Source organism: Arthrobacter sp. DMZ02-1R (assembly GCF_057747935.1).
The window spans coordinates 2,544,533-2,569,865 of record NZ_CM173230.1; the positions used below are offsets into that span (position 1 = coordinate 2,544,533).

Annotated in this window: 23 protein-coding genes; 15 read left to right on the forward strand and 8 right to left on the reverse strand. The window is 64.9% G+C overall.

All coding sequences use genetic code 11. The annotated features are described in order from the left end of the window. The first annotated feature begins 7 nt into the window (after positions 1-7). Positions 8-2,116 carry an ABC transporter permease subunit gene (locus tag AC3ANQ_RS12340; RefSeq protein WP_488301312.1) on the forward strand — a complete coding sequence of 703 codons (2,109 nt, stop codon included), beginning with the start codon at positions 8-10 and terminating at the stop codon, positions 2,114-2,116. A 10-nt stretch (positions 2,117-2,126) separates the two neighbouring features. Then, positions 2,127-2,990 (forward strand): SDR family oxidoreductase, encoded by an 864-nt coding sequence (locus AC3ANQ_RS12345; protein WP_488301313.1) that lies wholly within the window; start codon positions 2,127-2,129, stop codon positions 2,988-2,990. Positions 2,991-3,028: 38 nt separating this feature from the next. Here the strand turns inward: AC3ANQ_RS12345 and AC3ANQ_RS12350 are convergent, their stop codons facing one another. Continuing rightward, positions 3,029-5,530, reverse strand: coding sequence for an ATP-dependent Clp protease ATP-binding subunit (locus AC3ANQ_RS12350; RefSeq protein ID WP_488301314.1), 2,502 nt, complete (start codon positions 5,528-5,530; stop codon positions 3,029-3,031). A gap of 133 nt (positions 5,531-5,663) precedes the next feature. Here AC3ANQ_RS12350 and AC3ANQ_RS12355 point away from each other — a divergent pair, with 133 nt between their 5' ends. From AC3ANQ_RS12355 to AC3ANQ_RS12365, 3 genes are all read left to right on the forward strand, one after another. Further along, positions 5,664-6,128: a GatB/YqeY domain-containing protein gene (locus AC3ANQ_RS12355; RefSeq protein ID WP_488301315.1), complete on the forward strand. Its 465-nt coding sequence runs from the start codon at positions 5,664-5,666 to the stop codon at positions 6,126-6,128. 32 nt (positions 6,129-6,160) lie between these two features. After that, positions 6,161-7,024 carry an HNH endonuclease gene (locus tag AC3ANQ_RS12360; protein WP_488301316.1) on the forward strand — a complete coding sequence of 288 codons (864 nt, stop codon included), beginning with the start codon at positions 6,161-6,163 and terminating at the stop codon, positions 7,022-7,024. Positions 7,025-7,221: 197 nt separating this feature from the next. Then, positions 7,222-7,593: a YegP family protein gene (locus AC3ANQ_RS12365; RefSeq protein ID WP_488301317.1), complete on the forward strand. Its 372-nt coding sequence runs from the start codon at positions 7,222-7,224 to the stop codon at positions 7,591-7,593. A gap of 49 nt (positions 7,594-7,642) precedes the next feature. Here AC3ANQ_RS12365 and AC3ANQ_RS12370 read toward each other — a convergent pair whose 3' ends face one another. The 4 genes from AC3ANQ_RS12370 to AC3ANQ_RS12385 form a co-directional block, all read right to left on the reverse strand. Next, entirely contained in the window at positions 7,643-9,745 is a 2,103-nt protein-coding gene (locus AC3ANQ_RS12370) for a bifunctional polysaccharide deacetylase/glycosyltransferase family 2 protein (protein ID WP_488301318.1), read from the reverse strand. A 62-nt stretch (positions 9,746-9,807) separates the two neighbouring features. After that, the gene (locus tag AC3ANQ_RS12375; protein ID WP_488301319.1) at positions 9,808-10,299 is read right to left on the reverse strand and encodes a hypothetical protein; all 492 of its coding nucleotides are present in this window, start codon (positions 10,297-10,299) and stop codon (positions 9,808-9,810) included. Between the two features lie 216 nt (positions 10,300-10,515). Then, on the reverse strand, positions 10,516-10,725 hold the full coding sequence (locus tag AC3ANQ_RS12380; RefSeq protein ID WP_488301320.1) for a YegP family protein: 210 nt from the start codon (positions 10,723-10,725) through the stop codon (positions 10,516-10,518). Between the two features lie 369 nt (positions 10,726-11,094). Continuing rightward, on the reverse strand, positions 11,095-11,994 hold the full coding sequence (locus AC3ANQ_RS12385) for a LysR substrate-binding domain-containing protein (protein ID WP_488301321.1): 900 nt from the start codon (positions 11,992-11,994) through the stop codon (positions 11,095-11,097). A gap of 79 nt (positions 11,995-12,073) precedes the next feature. Here AC3ANQ_RS12385 and AC3ANQ_RS12390 point away from each other — a divergent pair, with 79 nt between their 5' ends. Then, positions 12,074-12,988: an EamA family transporter gene (locus tag AC3ANQ_RS12390; protein ID WP_488301322.1), complete on the forward strand. Its 915-nt coding sequence runs from the start codon at positions 12,074-12,076 to the stop codon at positions 12,986-12,988. Further along, complete coding sequence (locus AC3ANQ_RS12395; protein WP_488301323.1) at positions 12,985-13,668, forward strand: NAD(P)-dependent oxidoreductase; 684 nt, start codon at positions 12,985-12,987, stop codon at positions 13,666-13,668. The genes AC3ANQ_RS12390 and AC3ANQ_RS12395 overlap by 4 nt, the downstream gene beginning before the upstream one ends. Before the next feature lie 11 nt (positions 13,669-13,679). Here the strand turns inward: AC3ANQ_RS12395 and AC3ANQ_RS12400 are convergent, their stop codons facing one another. Continuing rightward, positions 13,680-15,338, reverse strand: a complete 1,659-nt coding sequence (locus AC3ANQ_RS12400; protein ID WP_488301324.1) for a phosphodiester glycosidase family protein — start codon at positions 15,336-15,338, stop codon at positions 13,680-13,682. A gap of 147 nt (positions 15,339-15,485) precedes the next feature. Here AC3ANQ_RS12400 and AC3ANQ_RS12405 point away from each other — a divergent pair, with 147 nt between their 5' ends. Then, positions 15,486-16,070 (forward strand): histidine phosphatase family protein, encoded by a 585-nt coding sequence (locus AC3ANQ_RS12405; protein WP_488301325.1) that lies wholly within the window; start codon positions 15,486-15,488, stop codon positions 16,068-16,070. A 7-nt stretch (positions 16,071-16,077) separates the two neighbouring features. Here AC3ANQ_RS12405 and AC3ANQ_RS12410 read toward each other — a convergent pair whose 3' ends face one another. Beyond that, a complete protein-coding gene (locus tag AC3ANQ_RS12410) occupies positions 16,078-18,744 on the reverse strand; it encodes a PEP/pyruvate-binding domain-containing protein (RefSeq protein WP_488301326.1) in 2,667 nt (888 codons plus the stop codon). A 244-nt stretch (positions 18,745-18,988) separates the two neighbouring features. Between AC3ANQ_RS12410 and AC3ANQ_RS12415 the strand changes: the two genes are divergently transcribed. Next, positions 18,989-20,581 carry an AMP-binding protein gene (locus AC3ANQ_RS12415; protein WP_488301327.1) on the forward strand — a complete coding sequence of 531 codons (1,593 nt, stop codon included), beginning with the start codon at positions 18,989-18,991 and terminating at the stop codon, positions 20,579-20,581. On the opposite strand, the gene AC3ANQ_RS12420 is transcribed toward AC3ANQ_RS12415, so the two are convergent. Further along, positions 20,578-21,627 (reverse strand): glycosyltransferase, encoded by a 1,050-nt coding sequence (locus tag AC3ANQ_RS12420; RefSeq protein ID WP_488301328.1) that lies wholly within the window; start codon positions 21,625-21,627, stop codon positions 20,578-20,580. The genes AC3ANQ_RS12415 and AC3ANQ_RS12420 overlap by 4 nt on opposite strands. A gap of 163 nt (positions 21,628-21,790) precedes the next feature. Between AC3ANQ_RS12420 and AC3ANQ_RS12425 the strand changes: the two genes are divergently transcribed. The 6 genes from AC3ANQ_RS12425 to arfB all read left to right on the forward strand — a co-directional run bounded on the left by AC3ANQ_RS12425 (position 21,791) and on the right by arfB (position 25,232). Continuing rightward, positions 21,791-22,120: a PadR family transcriptional regulator gene (locus tag AC3ANQ_RS12425; protein ID WP_488301329.1), complete on the forward strand. Its 330-nt coding sequence runs from the start codon at positions 21,791-21,793 to the stop codon at positions 22,118-22,120. Between the two features lies 1 nt (position 22,121). Continuing rightward, complete coding sequence (locus tag AC3ANQ_RS12430) at positions 22,122-22,502, forward strand: DUF1048 domain-containing protein (RefSeq protein WP_488301330.1); 381 nt, start codon at positions 22,122-22,124, stop codon at positions 22,500-22,502. After that, a complete protein-coding gene (locus tag AC3ANQ_RS12435; RefSeq protein WP_488301331.1) occupies positions 22,499-23,323 on the forward strand; it encodes an ABC transporter ATP-binding protein in 825 nt (274 codons plus the stop codon). Before AC3ANQ_RS12430 ends, AC3ANQ_RS12435 begins: the two co-directional genes overlap by 4 nt. After that, entirely contained in the window at positions 23,320-24,081 is a 762-nt protein-coding gene (locus tag AC3ANQ_RS12440) for an ABC transporter permease (protein WP_488301332.1), read from the forward strand. Before AC3ANQ_RS12435 ends, AC3ANQ_RS12440 begins: the two co-directional genes overlap by 4 nt. A gap of 86 nt (positions 24,082-24,167) precedes the next feature. Then, positions 24,168-24,752 (forward strand): HhH-GPD-type base excision DNA repair protein, encoded by a 585-nt coding sequence (locus AC3ANQ_RS12445; protein ID WP_488301333.1) that lies wholly within the window; start codon positions 24,168-24,170, stop codon positions 24,750-24,752. Between the two features lie 57 nt (positions 24,753-24,809). Beyond that, positions 24,810-25,232: an alternative ribosome rescue aminoacyl-tRNA hydrolase ArfB gene (gene arfB / locus AC3ANQ_RS12450; protein ID WP_488301334.1), complete on the forward strand. Its 423-nt coding sequence runs from the start codon at positions 24,810-24,812 to the stop codon at positions 25,230-25,232. Positions 25,233-25,333: the final 101 nt, after the last annotated feature.

Genomic DNA, 25,333 nt, shown 5'->3' on the forward strand with positions numbered 1-25,333 from the left:
TTGGAACATGAGTGAGTTGGTAACCTCGGACCCCGCCGACGTCGGGCCCCTGCTTCGGCTAGTGGGCATCGACAAGAATTTCGGGCCGGTGCAGGCACTGGTCGACATCACTCTTGAGGTGCCGGCCGGGAAGGTGACTGCGCTTGCCGGTGACAACGGCGCGGGCAAATCGGTATTGATCAAATGCGTCGCCGGCATTCACGCCCCCGACGACGGCCAGCTGTTTTGGGAGAGCAAGCCCGTACGGCTGAACTCGCCGCACGAAGCCGCCGCGCTAGGCATCGAGACCGTGTATCAGGACCTGGCCCTGTGCGACAACCTCGACATCGTGCAGAACCTGTTCCTCGGCCGCGAGCGGCTGCGCCACTTTCTCCTCGACGAGGAGAGCATGGAGGTCACGGCCAGGGAAACGCTTGCCAGCCTGGCCGTGACCACGGTGCGTTCCATCCGGCAGCCCGTCGCATCGCTGTCCGGTGGGCAACGCCAGTCAGTATCGATCGCGAAATCCGTGCTGTGGAACTCGAGGCTCGTCATTATGGACGAACCGACGGCAGCTCTCGGCGTCGCACAGACCGAGGTTGTCCTCCACCTCATTCGCCAGCTCGCAGACCGTGGCGTCGCGGTCATCGTCATCTCGCACAACATGAACGACGTGTTCGAGGTTGCCGATCGCATCGCCGTGCTCAGGCTCGGACGTCTCGTACAAGTTCGGCCCGTAACAGAAATGGACCGGCAGATCGTGGTCGACCTGATGACCACGGGGTTCTCCGATCGGGCAAAGCCCGAACTTGCGCCGTCGAAACGCCCGCTACCCGCCCTCAAGGGGCCGCTCCCCTCGACCGCCGCTGCCCTCCAGGACGAGCCGACCACCGCAGCCGCAGCGCGGAAGGCCGCACTGGCGTTGAACCCCGACATCACCGCAACATCGCTGCCTGAATACTTCCGTGCGGCGCTGGCACGGGTTCGGGGCGGCGAGAGCGGAGTGTTGCCGGTACTCGCGGGCCTGTTGCTGATCTCTGTGCTGTTCCAATCGCTGAACCCCAACTTCCTGACTCCCGGCAACATGGTGAACCTGCTCATTCAGGGTTCTGTGTTCATGCTGCTGGCGATGGGCCAGGTCTTCGTGCTCCTGCTCGGCGAAATCGATCTGTCAATCGGGTACGTCGGTGGAGTGGGCGGCGTCATCATGGCTGAACTCGTCCAGGAGTCGACCGGCTGGCCGTGGTGGGCGGCTATCGCGGTCGGGTTGGTCAGCTGCGCCGGCATCGGGGTATTGCACGGAACCATCATCACGCGCCTCGGGCTACCGTCATTCGTCGTGACGCTCGGCGGCCAGCTCGGCTGGCTCGGCGTGATGCTCATCATCCTCGGCAGTGGCGGCGTAGTGCCCATCAACGACACTGTCATCAACAACATCGCCAGCGGCAACCTCAGCCCGGTCACCAGCTGGATCCTCATGCTCGTCGTCGTCGGAGCGTTCAGCACGTGGACGTGGCTGCGGGACTCCCGCCGTCGCAACACGGGACTCGTCGCGCCGCCCGCCAGCGTGAGCGCACTGAAGATCGCAGCTGTGCTTGCCGCGGGCGTGGCCCTCGTCTGGCTCTGTAATACCGACCGCGGCACCCTGGTCGAAATCAGCGGGGTGCCGTGGGTGCTCCTCGTGGTGCTCGGAGTCCTCGCCGCTTGGACGTTGCTGCTCGGGCGCACCCGGTTCGGTCGCTACGTCTACGCTATTGGCGGCAACGCCGAGGCCGCACGGCGGGGAGGCGTGAACCTCGCGCGCATTCGGACCCTCGCCTTCATGCTCGCCTCCTTCACCGCGGGTATCGGCGGAATCGTCTACGCGTCGCGGCTCCGCTCCGTCTCGACGTCGTACGACGGCGGCACGCTGGTTCTTTACGCCGTGGCGGCCGCAGTGATCGGCGGGACTAGCCTGTTCGGCGGGCGGGGCAAGGTGCTGCACGGAGTGCTCGGCGGGCTGGTGATCGCGACGATCGATAATGGCATGGGACTGCAGGGCTACAGCGCGCCGGCTAAATACGTAGTCACTGCCCTGGTTCTGGTCGCAGCGGTGACGATCGACGCGGTCGCCCGGCGCGGGCGTTCCCGGACCTAAGGAGACAACAATGACTGGTTCCGGACCAGCGCTCGCGGTCGGCGGCACCGGCATGCTGGGTGGCCAGGTGGTGTCCGAGCTGTTGGCGCGAGGGAAGCAAGTCCGCGCCTTGGTGCGCCCGGGTTCGGACGCAACACGCCTTGAAGCCCTTGGTGCCACGATCGCCCGGGGCGACATGATGGAGCCCGAGTCGCTCCTGCGCGCCATGGATGGCGTTGACGCTGTGATCACCTCCGCAGCTGGATACACGAGGCACCGGGAGGGCGACAGCCCCGTCATCGACACCGTGGGCAACATCAACCTTGTCGATGCGGCAAGCCACGCCGGCATTCGCAGATTCGTCCTGACGAGCATCCTCACCTGCGACCAGACCCCGGATCTTCCGCACTTCTGGCACAAGAAACTGACCGAGGATCGCCTTGAAGAACTCGGGGTCCCGTTCGTGGCGCTGCGTCCGGGCGCATTCCTTGACCAGATCACTCGCTACGGGGACCCTTTCAGCGAAGGGCGGATCACGTGGTTCGGGTCTTCGAGCGTTCCCCTGACGTTCGTACTTACCCGTGACCTCGCTGGGTACCTTGCGGCAGCTGTCGACGCAACCGGGGTCGAGGGGCAGCGAATCGACATCGGCTGGGACCAGCCCGTAAGCATGCAGGAGATCGCTGATATCTCCGCCCAACTGCTCGGCAGACAGGTTCAGGTCGTCCTCAACCCGATCAACCCGATGGCCAAGGATCTTGAGGCCATGATGGACTGGTTCCAGAGCGGCCGCTACGTCGCCGATACCTCACGACAACGCGAAGTGTTCGGCCCGCCTCCAACCGCCAAGGACGCCGTCGCCCGCCTGATCACCAGCCTCGGACATCCAGTCTGACTGACCCCCGTCCGACGACGGCCAGGCGCGGTTTTCAGCTAGCTCGCGGCGGGCAGTGCGTCGGGGATGCGCGGCTTGGCATTGCCGGCGAACGTGAACTTGGCGTCGTCTCCTTCGCCTTCCACGTCAACCACCACAATGTCGCCCGGGTGCAGTTCTCCGAAGAGGATCTTCTCGGAGAGCTGGTCCTCGATCTCGCGCTGGATGGTGCGGCGCAGAGGCCGGGCACCCATGGCCGGGTTGTAGCCACGCGTGGCCAGGAGCACCTTGGCGGCCGTGGTGAGCTCGATGCCCATGTTCTTGTCCGCCAAGTGCTGTTCCAGGCGGCCTATCATCAAGTCCACGATCTCGATGATCTCCTCCTGGCTCAGCTGGGGGAAGACGATGACGTCGTCAACGCGGTTGAGGAACTCGGGGCGGAATTGCTGTTTGAGTTCTTCGGTCACCCGTGCCCGCATGCGGTTGTAGCCGGTGGTGGTGTCCGTGCCGGACTGGAAGCCGGTCGCCACGCTCTTGGAAATATCGCGGGTTCCCAGGTTGGTGGTCATGATGATCACGGTGTTCTTGAAGTCCACCACGCGGCCATGGCTATCCGTTAGCCGGCCGTCTTCGAGGATCTGCAGCAGTGAGTTGAAGAGGTCCGAGTGCGCTTTCTCCACTTCGTCGAACAGCACCACGGAGAACGGACGACGGCGGACCTTCTCGGTCAGCTGCCCGCCCTCGTCGTAGCCGACGTAGCCCGGAGGGGCACCGAACAACCTCGAGACCGAGTGCTTTTCCGAGTACTCGGACATGTCCAGCGTGATGAGTGCCTCTTCATCGGCGAAGAGGAATTCGGCGAGGGCCTTGGCGAGCTCGGTCTTGCCGACGCCGGTGGGGCCGGCGAAGATGAACGAACCGCCCGGACGCTTGGGGTCTTTGAGGCCTGCACGGGTGCGGCGGATCGCCCGCGACACCGAGCTAATCGCCTCATTCTGGCCAATAACTCTCTTATGCAGTTCCTCCTCCATCCTGAGCAGGCGGCTGGATTCTTCCTCCGTCAGCTTGAAGACCGGGATTCCGGTGGAATTCGCCAACACCTCGGCAATCAGTTCCTCGTTGACCTCCGACATGCCGTCCATGCCGCCGGACTTCCATTTGCGTTCCTTATCTCTGCGCTCGGCGAGGAGATTCTGCTCCTTCGCGCGCAGGGAGGCGGCCCCTTCGAAGTCCTGGGCGTCGATGGCGGATTCCTTCTCCATCTTGACCTCGGCGATGCGCGCATCCATGGCCTTCAGTTCCGGCGGAGGGGTCATGCGGCGAATGCGCAGGCGGGCACCGGCTTCGTCGATCAGGTCGATCGCCTTGTCCGGCAGGAAACGATCGGAGACATAACGCTCCGAGAGGTTCGCTGCTGCGACCAGCGCGCCGTCGGTGATGGTCACGCGGTGGTGCGCTTCGTAGCGGTCACGCAGGCCTTTCAAGATCTCAACAGTGAGGGAGACTGAGGGCTCCTGGACCTGGATCGGCTGGAAGCGGCGCTCCAGGGCGGCATCTTTCTCGATGTGCTTGCGGTACTCATCCAGCGTGGTGGCCCCAATGGTCTGGAGTTCACCACGGGCCAGCAACGGCTTGAGGATCGACGCGGCATCGATGGCACCCTCAGCCGCACCGGCGCCCACCAAGGTGTGGATCTCGTCGATGAACAAAAGGATGTCCCCGCGGGTGCGGATTTCCTTGAGGACCTTCTTCAGCCGCTCTTCGAAGTCGCCGCGGTAGCGGGAACCCGCCACAACGGAGCCCAAGTCGAGGGTGTAAAGCTGCTTGTCCTTGAGAGTGCCGGGGACGTCCCCGCGGACGATCGCCTGGGCGAGGCCTTCGACGACGGCGGTCTTGCCGACGCCGGGCTCGCCGATCAGGACGGGGTTGTTCTTGGTGCGGCGGGAGAGGACCTGCATGACGCGTTCCATCTCCAGCTCGCGGCCGATCACCGGATCGAGCTTGTTTTCGCGCGCGGCCTGGGTGAGGTTGCGGCCGAACTGGTCCAGCACCACCGAACCGGCAGGGAGGACCTCAGCTTGGGCCGGTCCGGCACCCGTGCTGGTGCCGGATGGTTCCTTACCCTGGTAGCCGGAGAGCAACTGGATGACCTGCTGGCGGACCCGGTTGAGGTCCGCGCCAAGCTTGACGAGCACCTGCGCGGCAACCCCTTCACCCTCACGGATGAGGCCCAGCAGGATGTGCTCGGTGCCGATGTAGTTGTGGCCGAGCTGCAGGGCCTCCCGCAATGCGAGCTCAAGTACCTTCTTGGCGCGCGGCGTAAAGGGGATGTGACCGGACGGCGCCTGCCGGCCCTGGCCGATGATCTCCTGTACCTGCTCGCGTACGCCCTCGAGCGAAATGCTCATGGACTCAAGCGCCTTCGCGGCAACGCCTTCACCCTCCTGGATCAGACCCAAGAGGATGTGCTCGGTACCGATGTAGTTGTGGTTGAGCATGCGTGCCTCTTCTTGGGCAAGCACAACAACGCGACGGGCACGGTCCGTAAATCTCTCAAACATTTCGCCACACTCCTGGCAGCCGCCTACCTTGATGCTACGTCTCTGCAGGCCTTCTTGGGGCATTTGCCGGGGCACAATATTAGAGGGCCAGATTCGTGAAGAATGGAAGCAACCACTTAGGAGAGGGATCGCAATGAGCACCCTGAAAGACCGCCTGCATGCTGACGTCGTCGTCCATATGAAGGACCACAACAAGACCGCGCTCACCACGGTGCGCAACGTGCTTGGAGAGATCGAGACGCGCGAGAAGTCCGGCAAAACACCCATCCAACTGGACGACACCCAGGTGACAGCTCTGCTGCAAAAGGAAGCCGCCAAGCGCCGGGATACAGCCCGCATCTACACGGAAGCCGGTGAAGCCGGGCGCGCCGCCGCGGAAATCGCCGAAGCGGAAGTCATCGAGGCATACTTGCCCAAGATGTTGACCACAACAGAAGTTGAGGCAATCGTCGACGAAACCATCGTCGCCTTGAAAGCTGATGGTCTGGAGCTCACCATCAGGCAGATGGGTGCAGTGATGAAGCCGGTCACAGCCAAGGTGGCTGGCCGCTTCGACGGCAAGTTGGTCAGCGACATCGTCCGGACCAGGCTCGCATAGACCGGAACCTGTTTTGGCAGGGAGGAGTACCCATGGCCGCAATCATCTTGGTATGGAATCCAGGGCTTGGGAACGCTTGGAACTACGATGCCGTGATCGATCAGGTGGCCGACACGGGTCAATTCCTTGACCAGTGGAGCGTCGGGCGGCACCGGAACATCCAGCCCGGAACACAGGCGTGGCTCCTCTTGCAGGGCCAGGGCCAACATGGTCGCGGGCTCATCGGGCATGGCGTGGTCATGTCCGAAACCTATGAGGCGCAAGAATCCTCCGATCCGCGCAGAACCGTGTGGTGCGTAAACGTCGCTTTCGATGCGTTGCTTCCCCTCGGCGACCAAATACCGACGAGCGCTCTCGCCCGTGAAGCGCCCGGCGTGGTCTGGAACAGGGTCCGCGGTTCCGGAAGGGCCATCCCCCCAGGGCTGGAACCCGACCTTCAGCGCCTGTGGCGCGAGCACGGACCAACGGCGTCGGACCCGAGCCAGACCGTTCCCGGAACCTACCCCGATGAAGCCGTCAGCCGTGTTGAAGTGAACCGCTACGAGCGAATCCCCGAAGCCCGCCGGATCTGCCTGGCTTTCCACGGAACCTCATGTGCCGCATGCGGCTTCTCCTTCGAAGTCACCTACGGGGATATCGGCAAGGACTTCATCCAGGTCCACCATGTGGTTCCCGTATCGCAACTCGGTAGCGGCTACCGGCTGGATCCGGTATCGGACCTCGTGCCGCTGTGCGCCAACTGCCACGCAATGGCCCACCACGGCGTAGTCACGCCACGCACGGTGGCAGAGCTGCGCAGGGCCATCGCCGCTGCAGGTCACTTGTCCGGCCAAGTAGTGGACGACGCAGCATTGGCCGCTCAGGACGCCGCGCACCGGATCCTCGAGCAACGCTAACCGTCCCGTCCCCACCCTGCACTAGCCAGCCACGGTTCTTCCCCGTATTTTGGTTAACCACACCGTGTGGCGGGCCTCACACGCTGTGAGTCAGATGATCCATTTGCCGGACCAAACGTCCGGGGCGCGACGGCGCGTCCTGGACCCGGCGAGACCTACCGGGCGTCACCAGCCGCCCGCTGTTCAGGAGGATACGCATGACCGGAATGTTTGAAGTCTTCATCGACGAGGACACGAGCTTCAGATTCAGACTCAAAGCGCCGGATGGAACCGTGGTGGCAGTCTCCAGGTCCTTTCCCAACAAGCTCGCCGCGGTGTGCGGCATCAATGATGTGCGTGAGTATGCCGGAATGGGCCTGATAACCGATCTATGCCCGGAAGTACCCGTCCGCGGACCTTCACCAACGCCGCCGGTCCCCGCTGCAAAGCAAGCCAGCCCATCCGGGATTCCACATCTTCCCGTCGCGCCGCGGCGCCACAATCCACTGCCGGCAAGAGATCGAACCGCCCGGCCCTGGCACACCGGGGACCGGGTGGAGGCGGCTTGCGTGGGGTTGGTTGAGGCGTAGACCGATCCTGGAAGCAGACTTGGTGCAGGCGGCCCAGCCTCGGCCCTAGCTACCGTTGGCCCCGCGGAGCGGGCGGGACGCGCAGGCTGCCGTACCTCTCCATTCGGTGCCACCGCAAATGCACGCCTGCCAGGGCGGTAACCACCGACTGGATGACGACGAGATACATGAGCTGCCGATACACGAACTGCTGAAGCGGAAGCGTCCACAGCGGGCGAAGCCGTTCATTGTCGAGCCGGAACGCGTAGACGGCCATGAGGAATTGAACGAGGAGGAAGACCAGCCAGAGCGCCGCGATCCTGACCGGATCAAGGAATATCAGGCCGTAGACGGCAAAGATATCGACGATAGGCGCGAACAAGGGAAGTAACACTTGGAGGACCAGCAGGTAGCCGAGCCCCCGCCGGCCGAGCTTGCCGGCCTGGCCCCCCTGCGCTACCGCGCCGCGGTGCTTCCACATTGCCTGGAGCGTGCCGTAGCACCAACGGTACCGCTGCTTCCAAAGCGCGCCGAGGCTCGCGGGTGCCTCGGTCCAGGCCCTCGCGTCCTCTTGATACACGACGCGCCAACCGTCGCGGCACAGTGACATGGTCAGGTCCGTGTCCTCGGCGAGCGTGTCGTCGCTGACTCCGCCAACCCGGCGGAGGGCGTCGCGCCGGAAGGCGCCGATAGCCCCGGGTACGGTCGGCATGCACTCCGCAACATCGAACAGTCGGCGGTCCAGATTAAAGCCGACGACGTACTCGATGTGCTGCCAGGCGCCGAGGATCCCTCCGCGGTTGGCTACCTTGGTGTTCCCCGAAATCGCGCCCACCCGTGGATCGGCAAAAGGCTGAATGAGGGCATGGACCGTGTCCGGTTCGAAGACCGTGTCGCCGTCCACCATCACCACAAGATCGTGGCTGGCGGCACCAATTCCGGCATTCAGGGCCGACGGCTTGCCGCCGTTCTCCTTCCGAATCACAGTGATGCCGGGCAGCCCAAGCGCTTCCACGATGTCGGCGGTCCCGTCGGTCGACCCGTCGTCGACAACAATGATCTCAACCGGATGGGTCGAGGCAACGATGGATCGGACCGCGGCTTCGATGCCTGCCGATTCGTTGTACGCGGGGACAATCACGCTGACAGGCTCGGTGATTTCGGGCCGCACCGGCATGTCCACCCGCCGGCGGCCACTGGTGGCCGCCCGGAAGCGACGCGCGGCTCGCCTATGGCGCGCCGCGAAGGCGACGACGAGGACGGCCCGGATGACCGTGACAATTCCCGCCGCAACGAGAGCCCACGAAATGGCGGTGATGACAAAATCGCTGAGCCGGATCCCCCACACGAACGCCGTTCCGCTGAGCTGCTCCCCCGCTGATGTGTTCCGCATGCTTGTGATCCCGACGGCGTCACCCACGGTGGTGACCCGGAAGCCTTGGTCCGCGAATGTCGTTAGGGCGGAGTCGAGCGCGGCGACCGTCTGGTCCCGGTCTCCACCGCCGTCGTGCATCAAGAGGATCTGGCCCTGCGGGCCGGACGGGGCCAGGTTCCGCTCGATCGCGGCGATGCCGGGCCGCCGCCAATCCTCGCTGTCCTTGGTGGTGAGGACGGTGAGGTAGCCCTGATCCGCCGCGGCGCGCATGGCTCTCCATGTGCCGTCCCTGACCGCGTCGCTCTCAGAGCTGTACGGCGGCCGCAGGAGCGTCGAGGCATGGCCGGTGATGCCGGCGATCGCTTGCTGGCCTCCCTGCACCTCGAGCTGCTGGCGCCAAACCGGGGCGCTTCCGAGATCAGTGTGGGTCAGCGTGTGAACGCCGATCTCATGGCCTTCGGCGGTAATTCGGCGCAGGAGGTCGGGGTTGTCTATCGCTGCCGTGCCGACCACGAAAAACGTCGCATGGACGTGATGTTTCCGCAAGACGTCAAGGATCTGGGGAGTCCACACGGGGTCCGGGCCGTCGTCGAACGTCAGGGCGACAGTGCGATCCGGCGGACTAACGGTGCGGACAGTCCCGCCACGGGAATCGATGACCGGACCGCCCTGGGAGACGGACTTCGGGACGGAACTTGCGGGCCCGTCCGCTGGCACGGAGTCATCGCCGATCCCGCCGAGGTGGTGCATATATCCCTGCACCACAAGCGCGACACCAAGCGCCAACAGGACGGCCACAAGGATGAACCAATGTGCCCTGACACCAACCGGAGCAGTTCGCTTGCTGAGGCGACGCCCAGTCACGGGTGCGCGGGCGTGGACGGGCGCGTTGCCTGGCCAGGAGCGTTCCCACTCTTGCCCGGACTGGTTGGCGGCGTGAGGTCAGCCCGCCGTGTGGCCGCACCGTTGATCGGTTGTGCCACAGGAACGGGCGACGGCGGAGTCACCGGAGTCTGGAAAGCCACCGGCGCTACGGGCGCAAGTCGCCGATCTTCGCTTGTTGGGGGCCCAGCGGCATTGGAAACCGGTGCCGCTGGAGATGACGGAAGATCACGGGCAACCGGGTCCGCCGGAGCGGCAGGAACCGACGGCAGGGGCAGGTACGGTGCAGCAATGTTGGGCCCGCCGACTAAAGCGACCAGCAGGAGAATGACATACCCTGCCGCGAGTCCGAGTGCCCCGAGGCCGATGAGCTTAACCCGACGCAGTCTCCGACCCGATGCGTCGACAAAGACGGGCCCGCGCTGCGGCGCGGACTTGGGCTGATCGGAGGTTTCATTAAGTGCTGCCATCAAGCATCAATCCTAGAGGACTCGCTGCCGAGCCGGAAAAGCATCACGACCGAATGTCCTCCGGGTCACAGGACCGATTGCGCGCCGACAACAAGACGACGATCCATCTTTGCGGGCCAGGACGGTCAGGTCGGCGGGCAACTCCACCGAAGAGAAATTTCGGACGAGGTTTCGGTCTGGGAGTCTTCGCGGCGCAATGGGTGGAGGCAAGATTCGCTAGCCGGGCGCGTGATTTACGGGCATCACGCCGGTGAGATCAACGATGCGCCCGTTGGCCGCGGCCTCGCGCACAAACCAGATCGCTGCGATTGCCGCGTCCTCGTCCTCAAAAGCAGTGGAGATGAGCAGCAGCTCTCCATTTTCGGTGACAAGTTGGAATCTCACGCGGGCGTCCGCGTCAATGTCGAGTTTAAATTGTGAGGCCATTGCGGTACTCCCGTGCTCGTTGGTCTTGTTTTCCCTTCGCAGGTGTTCCCCGACGTCAGCGTCTTGGGTTAGCCGAGGTCTACGTTGGAGATGACGCCGATCACCGCCAAAGTAGCTGGACGGCGTATCCTCGCGTCGTGTCACTATGTCCTCCAGTACTTGGTCTTTATTTCTAAGTACAGCCGCGAGTAATTTCGTGTTGCTAAAATCTTCTCGACAGGCGAGCCGAAGAAGAACGGGATTGAATTCCCTTGTCGCACGCCATGATCCGACCTTGGGGCTCGCCCTTGCCAGCAGCTTGAAACGCCGGACGAGGCTTCCTGGCTCCGCCCGCACGCCTTGCTCGCCAGCGCAGCGGCCGCGAGGTGGTCACCCGACACGGGTGTGGTTGGGGTCGGGTTCCACGAGTTCAGTTATCGCCAGGAGCGCTCGGGTGGCTGGGCTGGGGTTGAAGTTGCTCCAGGCAAGGTATTGGGTACGGACGGGTCCGTCGGTGATGGGAATCACCGCGATTCGCCTATCGGGGCGGACGTATCGGGCAGGCAGCAGGGTAATAGCGAGGTTGCGGCGAACGAGCCCGAGCATCAGATCGGTAGCCATGGCTTCGAACGCGACATGACGGTGGAGGCCCGCTGCGGTGAAGGCGCCGTCGCTTTGCGCGCGCCCCGGCGTGCCTGCGGGGAAATCTGCGAAGACCTCGTCTGCCAGATCGCTCAGCAGAATTCTGCGACGGCGCGCGAGGGTGTGCTCACGACTGGTCACGGCTACCAACCGGTCAGTGCTCAATTGCCGCCAGGCCACTCCGCGTGGTTCACGGCCTGCGGGAAGACCGAGCAGGCCGACGTCGAGGTCTCCGTGTGCAATCGCCGCTTCCAGTTCGTCGCTCCCGGCGACCCGCAGGGCGATATGGACTTCCGGGTGCGCCAAGTGGAAGCGTTTGAGAGTCGCGGGTACATCGATGGCGGTCACGGTGGGGATCACGCCGACGGTGAGTTGTCCTCGGATCTGCCCGTTCGCGGCTGCGGCGTCGACGGCGGCGCGTTCGGCGGCGTCCAGACTGGCCCGTGCCGCGGGAAGGAACGCCTCGCCCGCCGCGGTGAGTTCGACCCGTCGGCTGGTACGGGCGAACAGGGCCACACCGAGTTCCTTCTCCAACGCCTTGACCTGGTGGCTGAGCGCGGACTGGACCACGAAGCACCGCGACGCGGCTCGGGTGAAGCTCGCCTCTTCCGCGACGGCGATGACATACCGCATCTGCTGTAACTCCATCCATCTATCTTCTCTATAGATAGATAAGATGACAATCATGTGTTGGACTCATTGACGCGCGCCCCCGCACCATGGAGGGATGAGTACGAGGACAGCACCAGCGCCGCCCACCTTCACGTCCGGGCGGGCCGGCCTGACGGTGCTGATCGCACTTGCACCCGCGGTATGGGGCACCACCTACATCGTCACAACCCAACTTCTGCCGACGGGTCATCCGTTGTTCGCGGGATTGATGCGCGCCCTTCCCGCCGGCATTCTGGCGCTGCTGCTGTCGCGGAGGCTGCCCCGGGGTGACTGGTGGTGGAAGACGCTCGTGCTAGGCACCCTCAACATCGGCGCGTTCTTCCCCCTGCTGTTTCTGGCCGCCGGGCGGCTACCCGGCGGGGTGGCAGCAACACTTGGCGCGGTCCAGCCGATTATCGTGGCGTTCCTTGCCGTCGCGGTCCTCGGCGAACGGCTCTCCCCGTGGCGGCTCGGATGGGGAGTGATCGGCGTGATCGGCGTGGGGCTGGTCGTTCTCGGCCCCGGCGCTGCCCTGGACCCGATCGGTGTCCTCGCCGGCCTGGCCGGGGCCGCATCCATGGCCCTGGGGGTCACTCTCACCAAACGATGGGGCCGCCCCGAAGGCGTCACCGCGGTCAGCCTCGCCGGATGGCAGCTCACCGCAGGCGGACTCTTCCTCCTTGCGCCCACACTGTTTATCGAAGGCATCCCCGAACGGATCGACACCGCGGCCGTAAGCGGCTACCTATGGCTTGGTCTGATCGGCGGACTTCTCGCCTACACGGTGTGGTTCGCTGGTATCCGCCGACTCCCAGTCACCGCGACCGCACTCCTCGGGCTCCTCTCCCCACTCGTGGCCGCAGCTCTCGGAGTCCTCGTCCTCGGCCAACTCCTCGCACCCATCCAGCTCGCAGGATTCGTCCTCGCCCTCACCGCACTCATGGCGGGGCAACTCTCCCCACCCGCACGGAAAGGACCCCGCACACCATGAGAATCTCCGTCTTCGGCGCCACAGGCATGGCCGGAACCGCGATCGTCACAGAAGCCCTCACGCGCGGGCACACCGTGACCGCTTGGTCCCGCAGGCTCGGCCGGTCTCCCGCCCGTCCACGACTCACCTCGAGCATCATCGACCTAAGCGCACCAGATACCCTCGGGCCAGTGCTCACTGCCGCTGACGCCGCAGTCCTCACCGTCCGCCCCGCCCCAGGGAATCAGCATCAGTTGGCACTGTGGACCTTCGGGTTCCTCAATGCCGCTGCGACCACCGGAACCCGAGTCCTGATCGTCGGCGGCGCCGCCCCACTGATCTCACCCAACGGATCGGACCTGCTCCTCGCCGATGACCCCGCCTACGTTCCCGACGAGCGGAGGTCGATCGCCCAGGCCAGTGTCGAACAACTCCGCGCATGCCGAGCCCACCCGTACCAGAACTGGGTCTACCTCAGCCCCGCCGCAGTCTTCCAACCAGGACCCGCCACCGGGAATTACGCGCGCGGCACCACCCGGCTACTCGTTGACCCCGCGGGAAACTCCCGGATCACACCCGACGACCTCGCCCTCGCCGTTATCGACGAACTTGAACAACCCGGACACGACCAGCACATCACCGTCGCCGAAGTGACAGCACTGGACAATCGGCGCGCAACGGTAGCGAAGTCTCGGAGCTGAGCCCCTTCGTTCTACTGCTCGTCTTTGCGGACAGGGAGCACGAGGAGGGCGTCCCCGACGGCACGTTCCGATCCGCCCGACGGGCTGTTCAGGACTTTTCCGCCGGCAACCGCTGTTGTTGAGCCGCCACCGTCCAGGTTCATGGCCTGAACCATGCCGAGCGACACGGCGACGTCGGCCTCTTCCTTCAAGCTCAGTCCCAGTGAGGCCGTTGAGCGTCCGTCTGCGGTGACAAGCATGGTTCTACCCTGGGCATCGGTCCCGGCGAAGGTCCGGGGGTTCCGCTTGTGGACCCAGCCGTAGTAGAAGCTGTTTCCGTCATTGGGGTGGACCATGCCGTCATGTTTGACGGTGACGTCTTCGCTGCCGTCCTTAACCAGCAGCGGGCCGCCGTTCAAGACGCTCGTGGACCTATTGGTGTGGAGGGTTTTGCCATCCTCGCCGAGCAGGCCAGCGTCGATCTTCAGCTTGGCGCCCACGGGCGCCAGTGCGCGGAGCCGTGCGACGTCGGTTCCGGTCGCCTGGACCGTGTGTCCGCCCGCAGGAACAGCCGAACCGCGGGTTTCTGCGATGGAAGTAACGGTCTCGTGGCTGTCCACCGTCACCTCAAGGCCCGCCCCGGCAGGAGTGGACAGCCCGAACTCCGGGGTGAAGGTCACGAACTCGTTCGCGTTGGTGCAGGTGGCGTCCTGGAGTGCGCGCGGGGTCGGCAAGTCGTTGGCGCCGCCGCAGTTTCGGATCAGGCCGGGAACCCGGTCGATGCCGTCCAAAGCCGTCTCCCCGGAACCCGAGGAGATCTTCCCGGCCCAGGTCAGGCGCTGGATGCCGGTGGCGTTCTTCTTCCCGTCAATGACCAAGGCCGGACGGTCGGCGACGGGTTCGCTGAGGATCTTCCCTGCGTACACACCAACACCGGCGGGGTCTCCTTCGGCACCGGCCTTCGGATCGAAGACAAAGAAGCCAGCGTTGATCGCGGCGATGGCATGCGCATCGGAAGCCAGTTGGCTCGTGGTCTCCCGCTTCTCCAGATCCGGGCCGAACGAGGCGGCAATCTGACCCTGGTACGTCCCTGGGTCGATCGTGATGACATCAAGGTTCCACGGTCCGCGGGTCTTCGTGCTGGTCCCGGCGTCGCCGTCCCAGCCTGAGTAGATCACGGACGAGGCATAACCGGCGGCCTTGATCTTCGCGACGATCGGGGCCCCGTCGGCCCGTGCGGCGAGATGGCCGGCGCGGACCCGGTATCCGAGGTCGCCCCCGGCATCAGCCAACTGGGGCGACTGGACCTGTTCGACGCGGGCATCGACGCCGGCGGCTTTGAGCTTATCGGCGGTGCGCTGCGCGGTGGCCTGGCTTGAGAGCGCTGAGGCGGGTGCGTCAGGATCCGGCGAGTCCGAGGGGATGGCAACCTCGGCCGTCCAGAAAAGCGAAGAGTCTGGTCCTCCGCGGCTGATCTTGGTCAACGTGACGCCCGGGGCGAGGGTCGTCACGGTCCGGTTCTCGGGAAGATCGGCGGCACCAAGGTTGAGGTGCGCACTCCGATCCGCACCGTTTTCACTGTTCTGGCCGCCATCGGCGTGGGTCGGGCCCACGGGGCTGAGGATCGTTGAAAAGACGGCGAGTAACAGGCCGCCAGTTAGGACCCTGCGGGACTTAAGGGGGGATTTCATGCGTCCACCGTACAAAGGCTCGACGGCGGGCCCCGTCCCGTGCGGCGGTTTGGGGCGCCTATTGACCCAACCTTCACTCTACGTTCACTCACTCAACTGCCCGCCCGGATGCGGGAGGCAGAACGAACGCAGGGCAGAATGGAAAACATGCCGCTCACGACATTCGCTCTCATCCGCCATGGCCAGACAGATTGGAATGCGCAGCGCCGGCTGCAAGGATCCACTGACATTCCCCTGAACGACGTCGGCCGCGACCAGTCGCGTGACGCCGTCGCCGTCCTGTCCGGTTACGAGTGGGACGCGATCGTATCCTCGCCGCTGAGCCGGGCCGCGGAAACCGCCGACCTGATCGCCGCCGGACTGGGGCACAGTGTGGACCGGCGCATGCCGCAGCTCACCGAGCGTCGCTTCGGACCAGCCGAGGGCCTCCGGGCCGGCCCGGAACTGGACGCATTGCGCATCTCCGGCAGTTTCCGGGGCGCAGAAAGCGAGGACGAGGCAGCGTCCCGCGGTTTAGGCGCGCTGGAAGCACTGGCCGAAGAGTTCCGCGGCCGCCGCGTCCTGGTGGTCGCCCACGGCACGCTCCTCCGGGTGAGCCTTAACCGCGCCATCGGCCGCACCCTGGAAAGCATCGACAACGCTGCACTCAACCTGGCCCACCATCACCCCGTTGACGGCTGGCAGCTCGAATACTTCAACGGCGAGCGCATCATGGCTGCAGTCGGGGGCTGACCTGCCGTTATTTCCCTGAAGGCCGCCCCTCAATCGTGACAGTGCCGGCGTCGCCGTCGACGCGGATCCGTTGACCGCTGGCAATGCGCTGGGTGGCCACTCCGGTGCCGAGCACCGCGGGGATGCCGTACTCCCGGGCCACAATCGAGCTGTGGCTCAGCGGGCCGCCAACGTCTGTGACCACGGCCGAGGCCATCGCGAAGAGGGAGGTCCATGCAGGCGTGGTGATCCGGGCGACCAGGACGTCCCCGGGCATCATCTGTGCGAAGTCCTGGGGCCCGCTGAGAACCCGGGCAGGAGCAGTGACCCGGCCTGAGCTGGCGCCGACTCCCTTGATGATGTCGCCTTGCTGTTGCTGCGAGCGTGCCGGCATCATCCCCCCGAAGGTCCGTTCCATCCAACGGCTCTCCGGTAACAGTTGGGGGGCCGCGGCCTTTGCCTGGCCGCGCCAGAGCATCTTGCGTTCCTCGATAGCTTCGGCCCGTACGGGCCTTTCCGCTCCGGTTATCGTTCCCTCCCCGGCAAGGCCGAACTCGACGGCGGCCCGCAGCTCCTGCTCGCGCAGCCAGAACACGTCGGCGGCCTGGCTGATGACACCGGAACTGGCAAGCCGTTGTCCGAGCTCTAGCAGCATCCGCCGAATCAGGGGCCAGGCCAGCCCGACGTCGGCCAGGGCGTCCTCGCGGATCGGTGCGGACTTCTGCGCCCACCGGAGCAGACGGAGGAATACGGCCCGGCGGTTCCGCCCGAGCCGGCTTTGCCCGAGCCGGGCAAGCATTCGTTCGGTTTGGTCCTCCCGTCGGTCGGCCGAGAGGCGCTGGCGCTCGTGCGGGTCGTTGCCCTGTCCCCGTAGGTAAAACTTGACCGTGTCCAGCAGCGCCGCAGGATCGTCGGCCGGGAGAGGGCTGAGAAAGTCAAGGTTGTAGACCGCGTGGCCGAACCGGTCGAGGTGGGCCTGGAAGCGTGGATGCCATTGCTCCCAGAGTGCTTGGTCCATGCCGGCAGGCGGGAGCCCGGTGTGCTGTGACTCGGCCAGCGCCGCCGTCGATTCCTTGAGGATCGCCGGGGCCAGCCCCTGAACTTCCCGGGCCCACCCTGCGAGGTCGTACAACGACTTCTCCGCCCGGATCGGTTCACTGTCGTAGCCCAGGAGGAATGTTTCGGCCGGAGGATCTCCTCGGCGCCGAACGAGTTTGTCGTAATAGGCCCGGAAAGAGATTTCGCTCACCGCGGCGATCGGAATGACTGACTCCACGGCCGTGTAGTAGACGGTCCCCGCATCCAGCAACGTCCGGACGCCCTCAAGCAGTTCCCCGCCCGAGAGCTCCCCTATCGACTTTTCCGACCATCCCTTGATCACTTGCCGGTAGCGGGGATGCGAAAATTCCCGCCAGCCATCCACGCCCATGTGCGCCTCGCCGCGAGCCAGGGCGAGCATCGCCGCCGGCGCCTTGCCCATCACCCGCCACATTCCTGAGGTGCGGTAGTAATAGTAGGCGTAACCGTTGACCGTGGGCAGTCCAAGGTCGCCGTCCCTGACGACCTCACTGCCGACGGCCTCGTTCATCAGGGCCTTGAGCGACCGGGTCACCGAGCCATCAATGAGGTCGGCGAACAGCGGCGAGAGCGGGTCCGGCAATTGTTCCACGATGCTCGCCCGGAAATAGAGCCCTTTCGGATAGGGCACGGGCCAGGTATCCGGGATGTCAGCCGCAGGTTCAGGCAGTGCCGTGATGGGCCGGGACTGCAGGATGAAAAACTCGCCGCCGGCCCGTGCCCACTCGATGTCCTGCGGGACTCCGAAATGATCGGCAATCCGGGTGCCGTAGCGGGCCAGCGCGGCCGCCGCCCCGTCGTCGAGCACTGGCTGGTTCCGGCGAGCGGCCGGCACCGGCTGCTCCATGGTTCCTTGGCCGCCGTTGGCGTAGACAGTCATCGTGCCTTTGTCTGCCGTCCGCCGCGACAGCACCCGCTCAGTCCCGGCATCGACGATGACGTCGTCCGTGGTGACGGTTCCGCTGACCACGGACTCCCCCAGGCCCCACGCGGCACCGATCACAATCTGCTCGCGCCGCCCGTTGGCCGGATTGGCCGTAAACATGACCCCGGCGGCGTCCGCCTCGACCATCTGCTGGACTACGACCGCCAGGCGCACGGCTTCCGGTCCGATGCCTTCACGGACCCGGTAGGCCATGGCACGTGCCGTCCATAGGGAAGCCCAGCAATCTCTCACCGCGACGGCCAGGGCTTCCGCGCCGCGGACGTTGAGGTAGGTTTCCTGCTGTCCGGCGAAGCTGGCCGAGGCGAGGTCCTCGGCCGTGGCAGAGGAGCGAACAGCTACGGCCTCGTCCCCGTTGCCGAGGCTTCGATAGGCCGCGCCGAGCTCGTCGGCAAACCCGGCGGGCATGGTGCCGCCGGCGAACAGGGCCCGGATCCGCTCCGAGGCGTCTTCGTAGTCCTGGGGCGTGGCTTGCGGCGACAGTGCGGCCAGTTCCTGGATGCCCGCTCCAAGGTGATTGGCATCCACAAAAGCCGAATAGGCTGCGGTGTTCAAGACAAACCCTGGAGGGACCGGCACCCCTGCCTGGACGAGGCCGCCCAGGCCAACACCCTTGCCACCGGCCACGGCGACATCGGCGCTTCCCACCTCGCGTAAGTTGTTGATGTATGTCACAACCGTGCGTCCATTCTGCCCGCGGCCGGGCCGCATTGAATTGACCCTGATTCCCAACATACTGGCACGCCCACGGGCAAGAGGCCATGGCTCACGATTGCAGTCGGGCGGCGGCCAGGGCGCCGCCCACCGTGCCGGAAGACGAGCATCCTCAGCCGAGGCGCCCCATGTCCCTGCAGTAGAGCTTGGTGGTGTAATGGACGCACGACGGCGACTCCCGCCGTCGTGCGTCGAAGGAGCCGCCATGTTCGCCAGCCCGTACCCGGACGTCGAGATTCCCGAAGCGACTCTGTACGACTACCTGTTCGGCGGGTTAAGCGTTGAGGACCTGGACCGGGTGGCGCTCGTCGACGGCACGGCCGGCGGCGAAACGACGTACCGCGAGCTCGTCAGGCGCATCGATGCCCTCGCCGGCTGGCTCGCAAGCCACGACGCCGGGCCGGGGACCACAGCGGGCCTGTTCTGCCCCAACATCCCGGCGTTCGCCGTCGTCTTCCACGGGATCCTCCGCGCGGGCGCCACCGTCACTACCGTCAACGCGCTTTACACGGCCGATGAAGTCGGCCGCCAGCTTACTGACGCGGGTGCCTCGTGGCTCTTCACCGTCTCGCCGTTCCTTGAGCGGGCCCGGGCCGGAGCGCAGGCGGCCGGTATACCGGCCGAGCGGCTCGTGGTGCTCGACGGCGGTGACGCGGCCGCCGCTGCAGGACATCCTTCCCTCGCCGAAGCGCTCGGAGCGGGCCTCCGCGCTCCGGACGTGCGCGTCGACCCGCACGCCGCGGCCGTCATCCCCTATTCCTCGGGCACGAGCGGCATCCCGAAGGGCGTCATGCTGAGCCAGTACAACCTCGTGGCGAACGTCAGCCAGTCGCGCGCGCTCCTCCGCGTCAACCAGGACGACGTGCTGCTGGCAGTCCTGCCGTTCTTCCATATCTACGGCATGACGGTCCTGCTGAATCTCGCCTTCTCGGAACGGGCCCGGCTCGTCACCATGCCCAAGTTCGACCTCGCTGAGTTCCTCCGGATCACGCGGGACCACCGCTGTACCTACCTTTTCATCGCCCCGCCTATCGCTGTCGCGCTCGCGAAGCATCCATTGATAGACCAGTACGATCTCACCTCCGTCCGCGCCGTGCTTTCCGGGGCGGCCCCACTCGATGGCGAGCTGGGGCACGCGGTTGCGAGCCGGCTCGGGTGCACGATGCTCCAGGGCTACGGAATGACCGAGCTGAGCCCCGTCTCCCATCTCATTCCGTTCGATCCCGACGCCCGGATACCCCTCGATTCGGTCGGCTACACGGTACCGAACACGGAGTGCAAGCTCCTCGACATTGCCACGGATGAAGAGATCCCGCTGCCCTCCGAGGGAGAGACCGGGCGCGGCCAACTCCTGGTCCGCGGCCCGCAGGTCATGCTCGGCTACCTCAACCGGCCGGACGCGACTGCCGCTACGATCGACCCGGATGGTTTCCTCCGCACAGGCGACATCGCGACGGTTACCGCTGACGGCATCGTGACGATCGTCGACCGGCTTAAGGAGCTCATCAAGTACAAGGGCTACCAGATCGCGCCCGCCGAACTCGAAGCACTCTTGCTCACCCACCCCCGGATTGCGGACGCCGCGGTGATCGGCGTGCCAGCGGACGACGGCGAGGAGGTGCCGAAGGCGTTCGTCGTCCGGCAGGCCGGGGCTGAGCTGGGTGACGAGGACGTCATGTTGTTCGTGGCCGAGCACGCGGCGCCGTTCAAGCGGGTGCGGTTCGTCGAGTTCGTTGACGCGATTCCCAAGTCGGCGTCGGGGAAGATCCTTCGGCGGGAGCTTCGCGCGCGAGGCTAATGACGTGTATCGGTGACGATGCGAAGGACCTCACGGGCCGTTTCTTCCCATCGGGGCAACACCCGGCTGGCTGCCGCAGCCGCATCCTGCCATCTCTTCCGCAACGCCGAATCGCTGAGCCATCTTTGGAGCATCTCCGCCAAGGACCCGGTTCCCGGGGCAAGATCGATGGCTTCGCCGGCCCCGTGGGCTCCGAGCGCTTCGACGGCACCGGTACCCTTGCGAACCACCACCGGTATACCGTGAGCCAGGGATTCCTGGACGACCATGCCGAAGGACTCCGAATGCGAGATCAGCAAACTGAGATCCGCGCGGAGCCACTGTTCCTCCAAAGCCGGACCGCAAAGTTCGCCTCTTAGTTCCACGCGCTTCTCGAGTCCATGCCGGAAGATGCGCTCTCGCACGGCCGCTGCGTAGGACGGGTCAGCGGTTGTGGAACCCACAATCGCCGCTGTCCAGGCCAGGTCCTTGATCCGCGCCAAAGCCTCGACAAAGAAGATCTGGTCCTTATTGGGAAGCAGGGCGCCAACCATGATGAAGTGCGGCGCCTCCGAAGCCCCGGACGGTCTTGGCTTTCCTCCTGGTCCCCCGGGAATTTCCCGCTTCCCGGGGCGATCTGCGCCGGCGGTCGCCACATGCACGTTTGGCAGGCCCCACCGTTTGGCGGCGTCGGCGGTACCGGACCCGGTGCAGAGAAGACCCGTCGCGGCGTGGAGTGCGCGCCTTTCAAGGTCCAGTCCTCCGGAAAGGGGCATGTGCAGCAACACCCAGACCCTGCCCCCGGCAGCGGTAGCGGTCTCGATTTCCGTGGGTGCTCTTGTGGCAATCAGGCCATCGACAATGCAGATGGACAAATTGTCTCCGGCGAGCGCCGCAGCCAGGTGGCTCTTGTCCGTGGCGGTTCCGGAAGGCCAGCCACCGTCAAGGCTGTGGACGGCGACTTCCGCGCCTTGGGCACGGAAGGATTCAACCAACCTCGCGTTGTAGATGTTGCCGCCGGAACGGTGGCGCACGTTGGCCGGCACGATCATGCGGACCTTGACCAAGAGTTTTCCCTCCCATTCACGCCGGTGAGCTAATCACCCGGTCCACCCAACCGCGCCTCTTCTCGGGCATGCCGCAACTATATCGACCGGGGCTTGCACTCCCGGTACTTAGCGATACTATGTATTGGTAGTTAGTGACACTGAGTAGTCAAGGAGAAGTCCGATGGGCAAGCAGATGACGGAGATGCTCAAGGGGACACTGGAGGGCATTGTTCTTGCCCTCCTGACCGGGAACCCGGCGTACGGGTACGAAATCACGGCACTGCTCCGGGCGAAGGGCTTCTCCGATATCGCAGAGGGCACCGTCTACGCACTGCTCGTCAGGATCGAGCAGAAAGGCCTCGTCGACGTCGAGAAGCGTCCGTCCGAGAAAGGACCCCCACGCAAGGTGTACTCGCTCAACGAGCTGGGCAAAAAAGAACTGGACGAATTCTGGAACACGTGGAGTTTCCTGTCCGAACGACTGGAACAGCTCCGAAAAGGAGGAAAGTAACATGGCCGCAGGGTGGATCGAGCAGCTTACGGGATCGCTCGAACAAAAGAAGCAGTACCGGCAGTACAAGACGCGCGTGGAGCAGCTTCCCGCCGACTATCGCGCGGCGGCGACGGCGCTGGAGCGGTACCTGATGTACTTCGGGGCCATCACCAAGGGCAACGTGCTGGTGTCGATGCTCGGCGATCTCGCCGACCTCTTCGAGCAGAGCGCCGCGGACGGAACGCCGATCCGCGAAATCGTCGGTAACGACCCCGTCGAGTTCGCGGAAACGTTCATGCAAAACTACACGGGCGGTCAGTGGATCAACAAGGAACGCGAGCGCCTGATCAAGGCGATCGACGCCGCTGCCGGCAATGTTGCAGAGGAGAAGGACTCATGACCAGTGCATCCATCACTCGCGAACCCGCAATCCGCGTGCAGGGCATGGAAAAGTCCTACAAGGATCTACACGTACTGCGCGGCGTGGACTTCGACGTGGCACCGGGGACCATCTTCGCCCTCCTCGGCTCAAACGGGGCAGGAAAGACCACGGTGGTGAATATCCTGTCCACACTGCTCAAGGCCGACGGTGGGACCGCAAGGGTCAACGGCTTCGATGTCGACACGCAGGCTGCGGAGGTGCGGGAGTCCATCAGCCTCACCGGACAGTTCGCGGCCGTCGACGAAATCCTCAGCGGGCGGGAGAACCTCGTGCTGGTCGCCCGGTTGCGGCACCTCAAGGACCCACGGACGACCGCGGCTGACCTGCTCGATCGTTTCTCGCTGACTGACGCGGCCGCACGGAAGGTCGCGACGTATTCGGGTGGCATGCGCCGCCGCCTCGACATAGCGATGAGCCTCATCGGGACTCCGCCCCTCATCTTCCTCGACGAGCCGACCACCGGGCTCGACCCCCAGGCGCGCATCGAGGTGTGGCAGGCCGTCAAGGAACTCGCCGGGCGGGGCACAACGGTGCTGCTCACGACGCAGTATCTGGATGAGGCCGAACAACTCGCCGACCGGATCGCGATCCTCCACGAGGGTCGGATCATTGTGAACGGGACCCTCACCGAGCTCAAGCAGCTGCTCCCACCTGCCAAGGTCGAATATGTCGAGAAGCAGCCTTCCCTCGAGGACGTCTTCCTCGCCATAGTCGGTGACAACGGCAACGACGACGCCATGACCGCGGCCGCGGCGCGAACGAGTAAGGAACAACAATGACCACGCATTTCTTCGGCGACACCGCCGTCCTGCTGGGACGATCCCTTCGGCACATCGCGCGCAGCATGGACACCATCATCACCACCGCCATCATGCCAATCGCCTTCATGCTGCTGTTCGTCTATGTCTTCGGCGGCGCGATCAACTCTGGCTCGGATTCATATGTGAGCTACCTGCTGCCCGGCATTTTGCTCATCACGATCGCCTCGGGCATCTCCTACACGGCGTACCGGCTCTTCCTGGATATGAAAAGCGGCATTTTCGAGCGATTCCAGTCGATGCCGATCGCACGGTCGTCCGTGCTTTGGGCGCACGTGCTGACCTCACTTGTCGCCAATCTGACCTCGCTCGTGGTCGTCGTGCTCGTCGCCATGCTCATGGGCTTCCGTTCGGGGGCGGGAGTGCTGGCGTGGCTCGCGGTCGCCGGAATCCTGGTCTTGTTCACGTTGGCGTTGACGTGGATCGCCGTCATCCCCGGTCTCACCGCGAAGTCCGTGGACGGCGCGAGTGCGTTCTCCTACCCGCTCATCTTCCTGCCGTTCATCAGCTCGGCGTTCGTGCCCACGGCCACGATGCCCGGCCCGGTGCGGGCCTTCGCTGAGCACCAGCCGGTGACGTCAATAGTCAACGCGATCCGGGACCTGTTCACGGAACAGCCCGTGGGCAGCGACATCTGGCTCGCCCTTGCCTGGTGTGTCGGCATCCTCGTCATCGCGTACATATTCGCCATGGCAACCTATCGCCGCAGGATCGCCTAATACGCATCACGGCGCGCGGGGCCCCGTCTTCAAAACCGGGGCCCGTTGTGGCAGCGGATCAAGAGTGCAGGTGGGAGGATGGGCGCATGGAATTGCATATCACTGGCGACCCCGCCGCCGACCAACTGCTCAGCGATGACGCGTTCGCACTTCTCATCGGCATGCTGCTTGACCAACAGGTGACCATGGAGTCTGCGTTTGCCGGACCTGAAAAAATCCGGACACGCGTCGGATCCATGCTCCCTGCCGCAATCGCCGAATATGACCCGGCAGGCTTCGTTGAAATCTTCAAGGAGCGTCCGTCCGTCCACCGCTTCCCCGGCTCCATGGCCGGCCGAGTCCAGGACCTCGCCGCGATCGTACAGCGCGATTGGAACGGCGACGCAACTGCCATCTGGACCCAGGACCGCCCTGACGGCCAGGAAGTGCTCCGCAGGTTGAAGGAATTGCCCGGCTTCGGCGAGCAAAAGGCAAAGATCTTCCTGGCGCTGCTCGGCAAGCAGTGCGGACTTCAGGCTGCAGGCTGGCGTGAGGCTGCCGAGCCCTATGGCCAGGAGAGTGCGTTCCTTTCCGTTGCCGACATCGTGGACGCGGAGTCGCTGAGAAAGGTGCGCGCCAGCAAGCAGGCTGCCAAGGCCGCCATCAAAGCCGCGAAAACATCCGAACGCTGAGCTGGAACCCGCGCGGGCGGGGCTTTGATCCCGCCCATATCGTGCAACGCTAGTCGCATGGATCTTGAGGTGTCGCCCGCGCTGACGATTCCGGCGTCGGAACTCAGTTGGCGGTTCTCGCGTTCGTCCGGGCCCGGCGGTCAACACGTCAATACCTCGGACAGCCGCGTCGAACTCTCGTGGAATGTCGCGGACTCCGCGGCGCTTTCTGATGACCAGCGGCTGATGCTGGTCACGCGACTCGGACGACGTCTCATCGCCGGGGTGATCACCGTGACCGCCTCCGAGCGGCGCTCCCAGCTGCGCAATCGGGAGATCGCCCTGGCCAAGCTCTCCGACCTCGTCCTGGAGGGTCTTGCTTCCGAAGCTGCCAGCCGCCGGGCGACCAAACCCACCCGCAGCTCGAAGCGGAGGCACCGAGCCGCAAAGGAACTGCGGGCGGCGACGAAACAGCAACGAAAGCGGCCGTTTGCCGAGTAACGCCTCTCAGCTACGCCTCCGATTCCTTCGGCTCTTCCGGCATAGCCACGACGACCTCGGCGTGGGAGACTGTTCAGCACGGGCAGCAGCTCTCTTCGAAG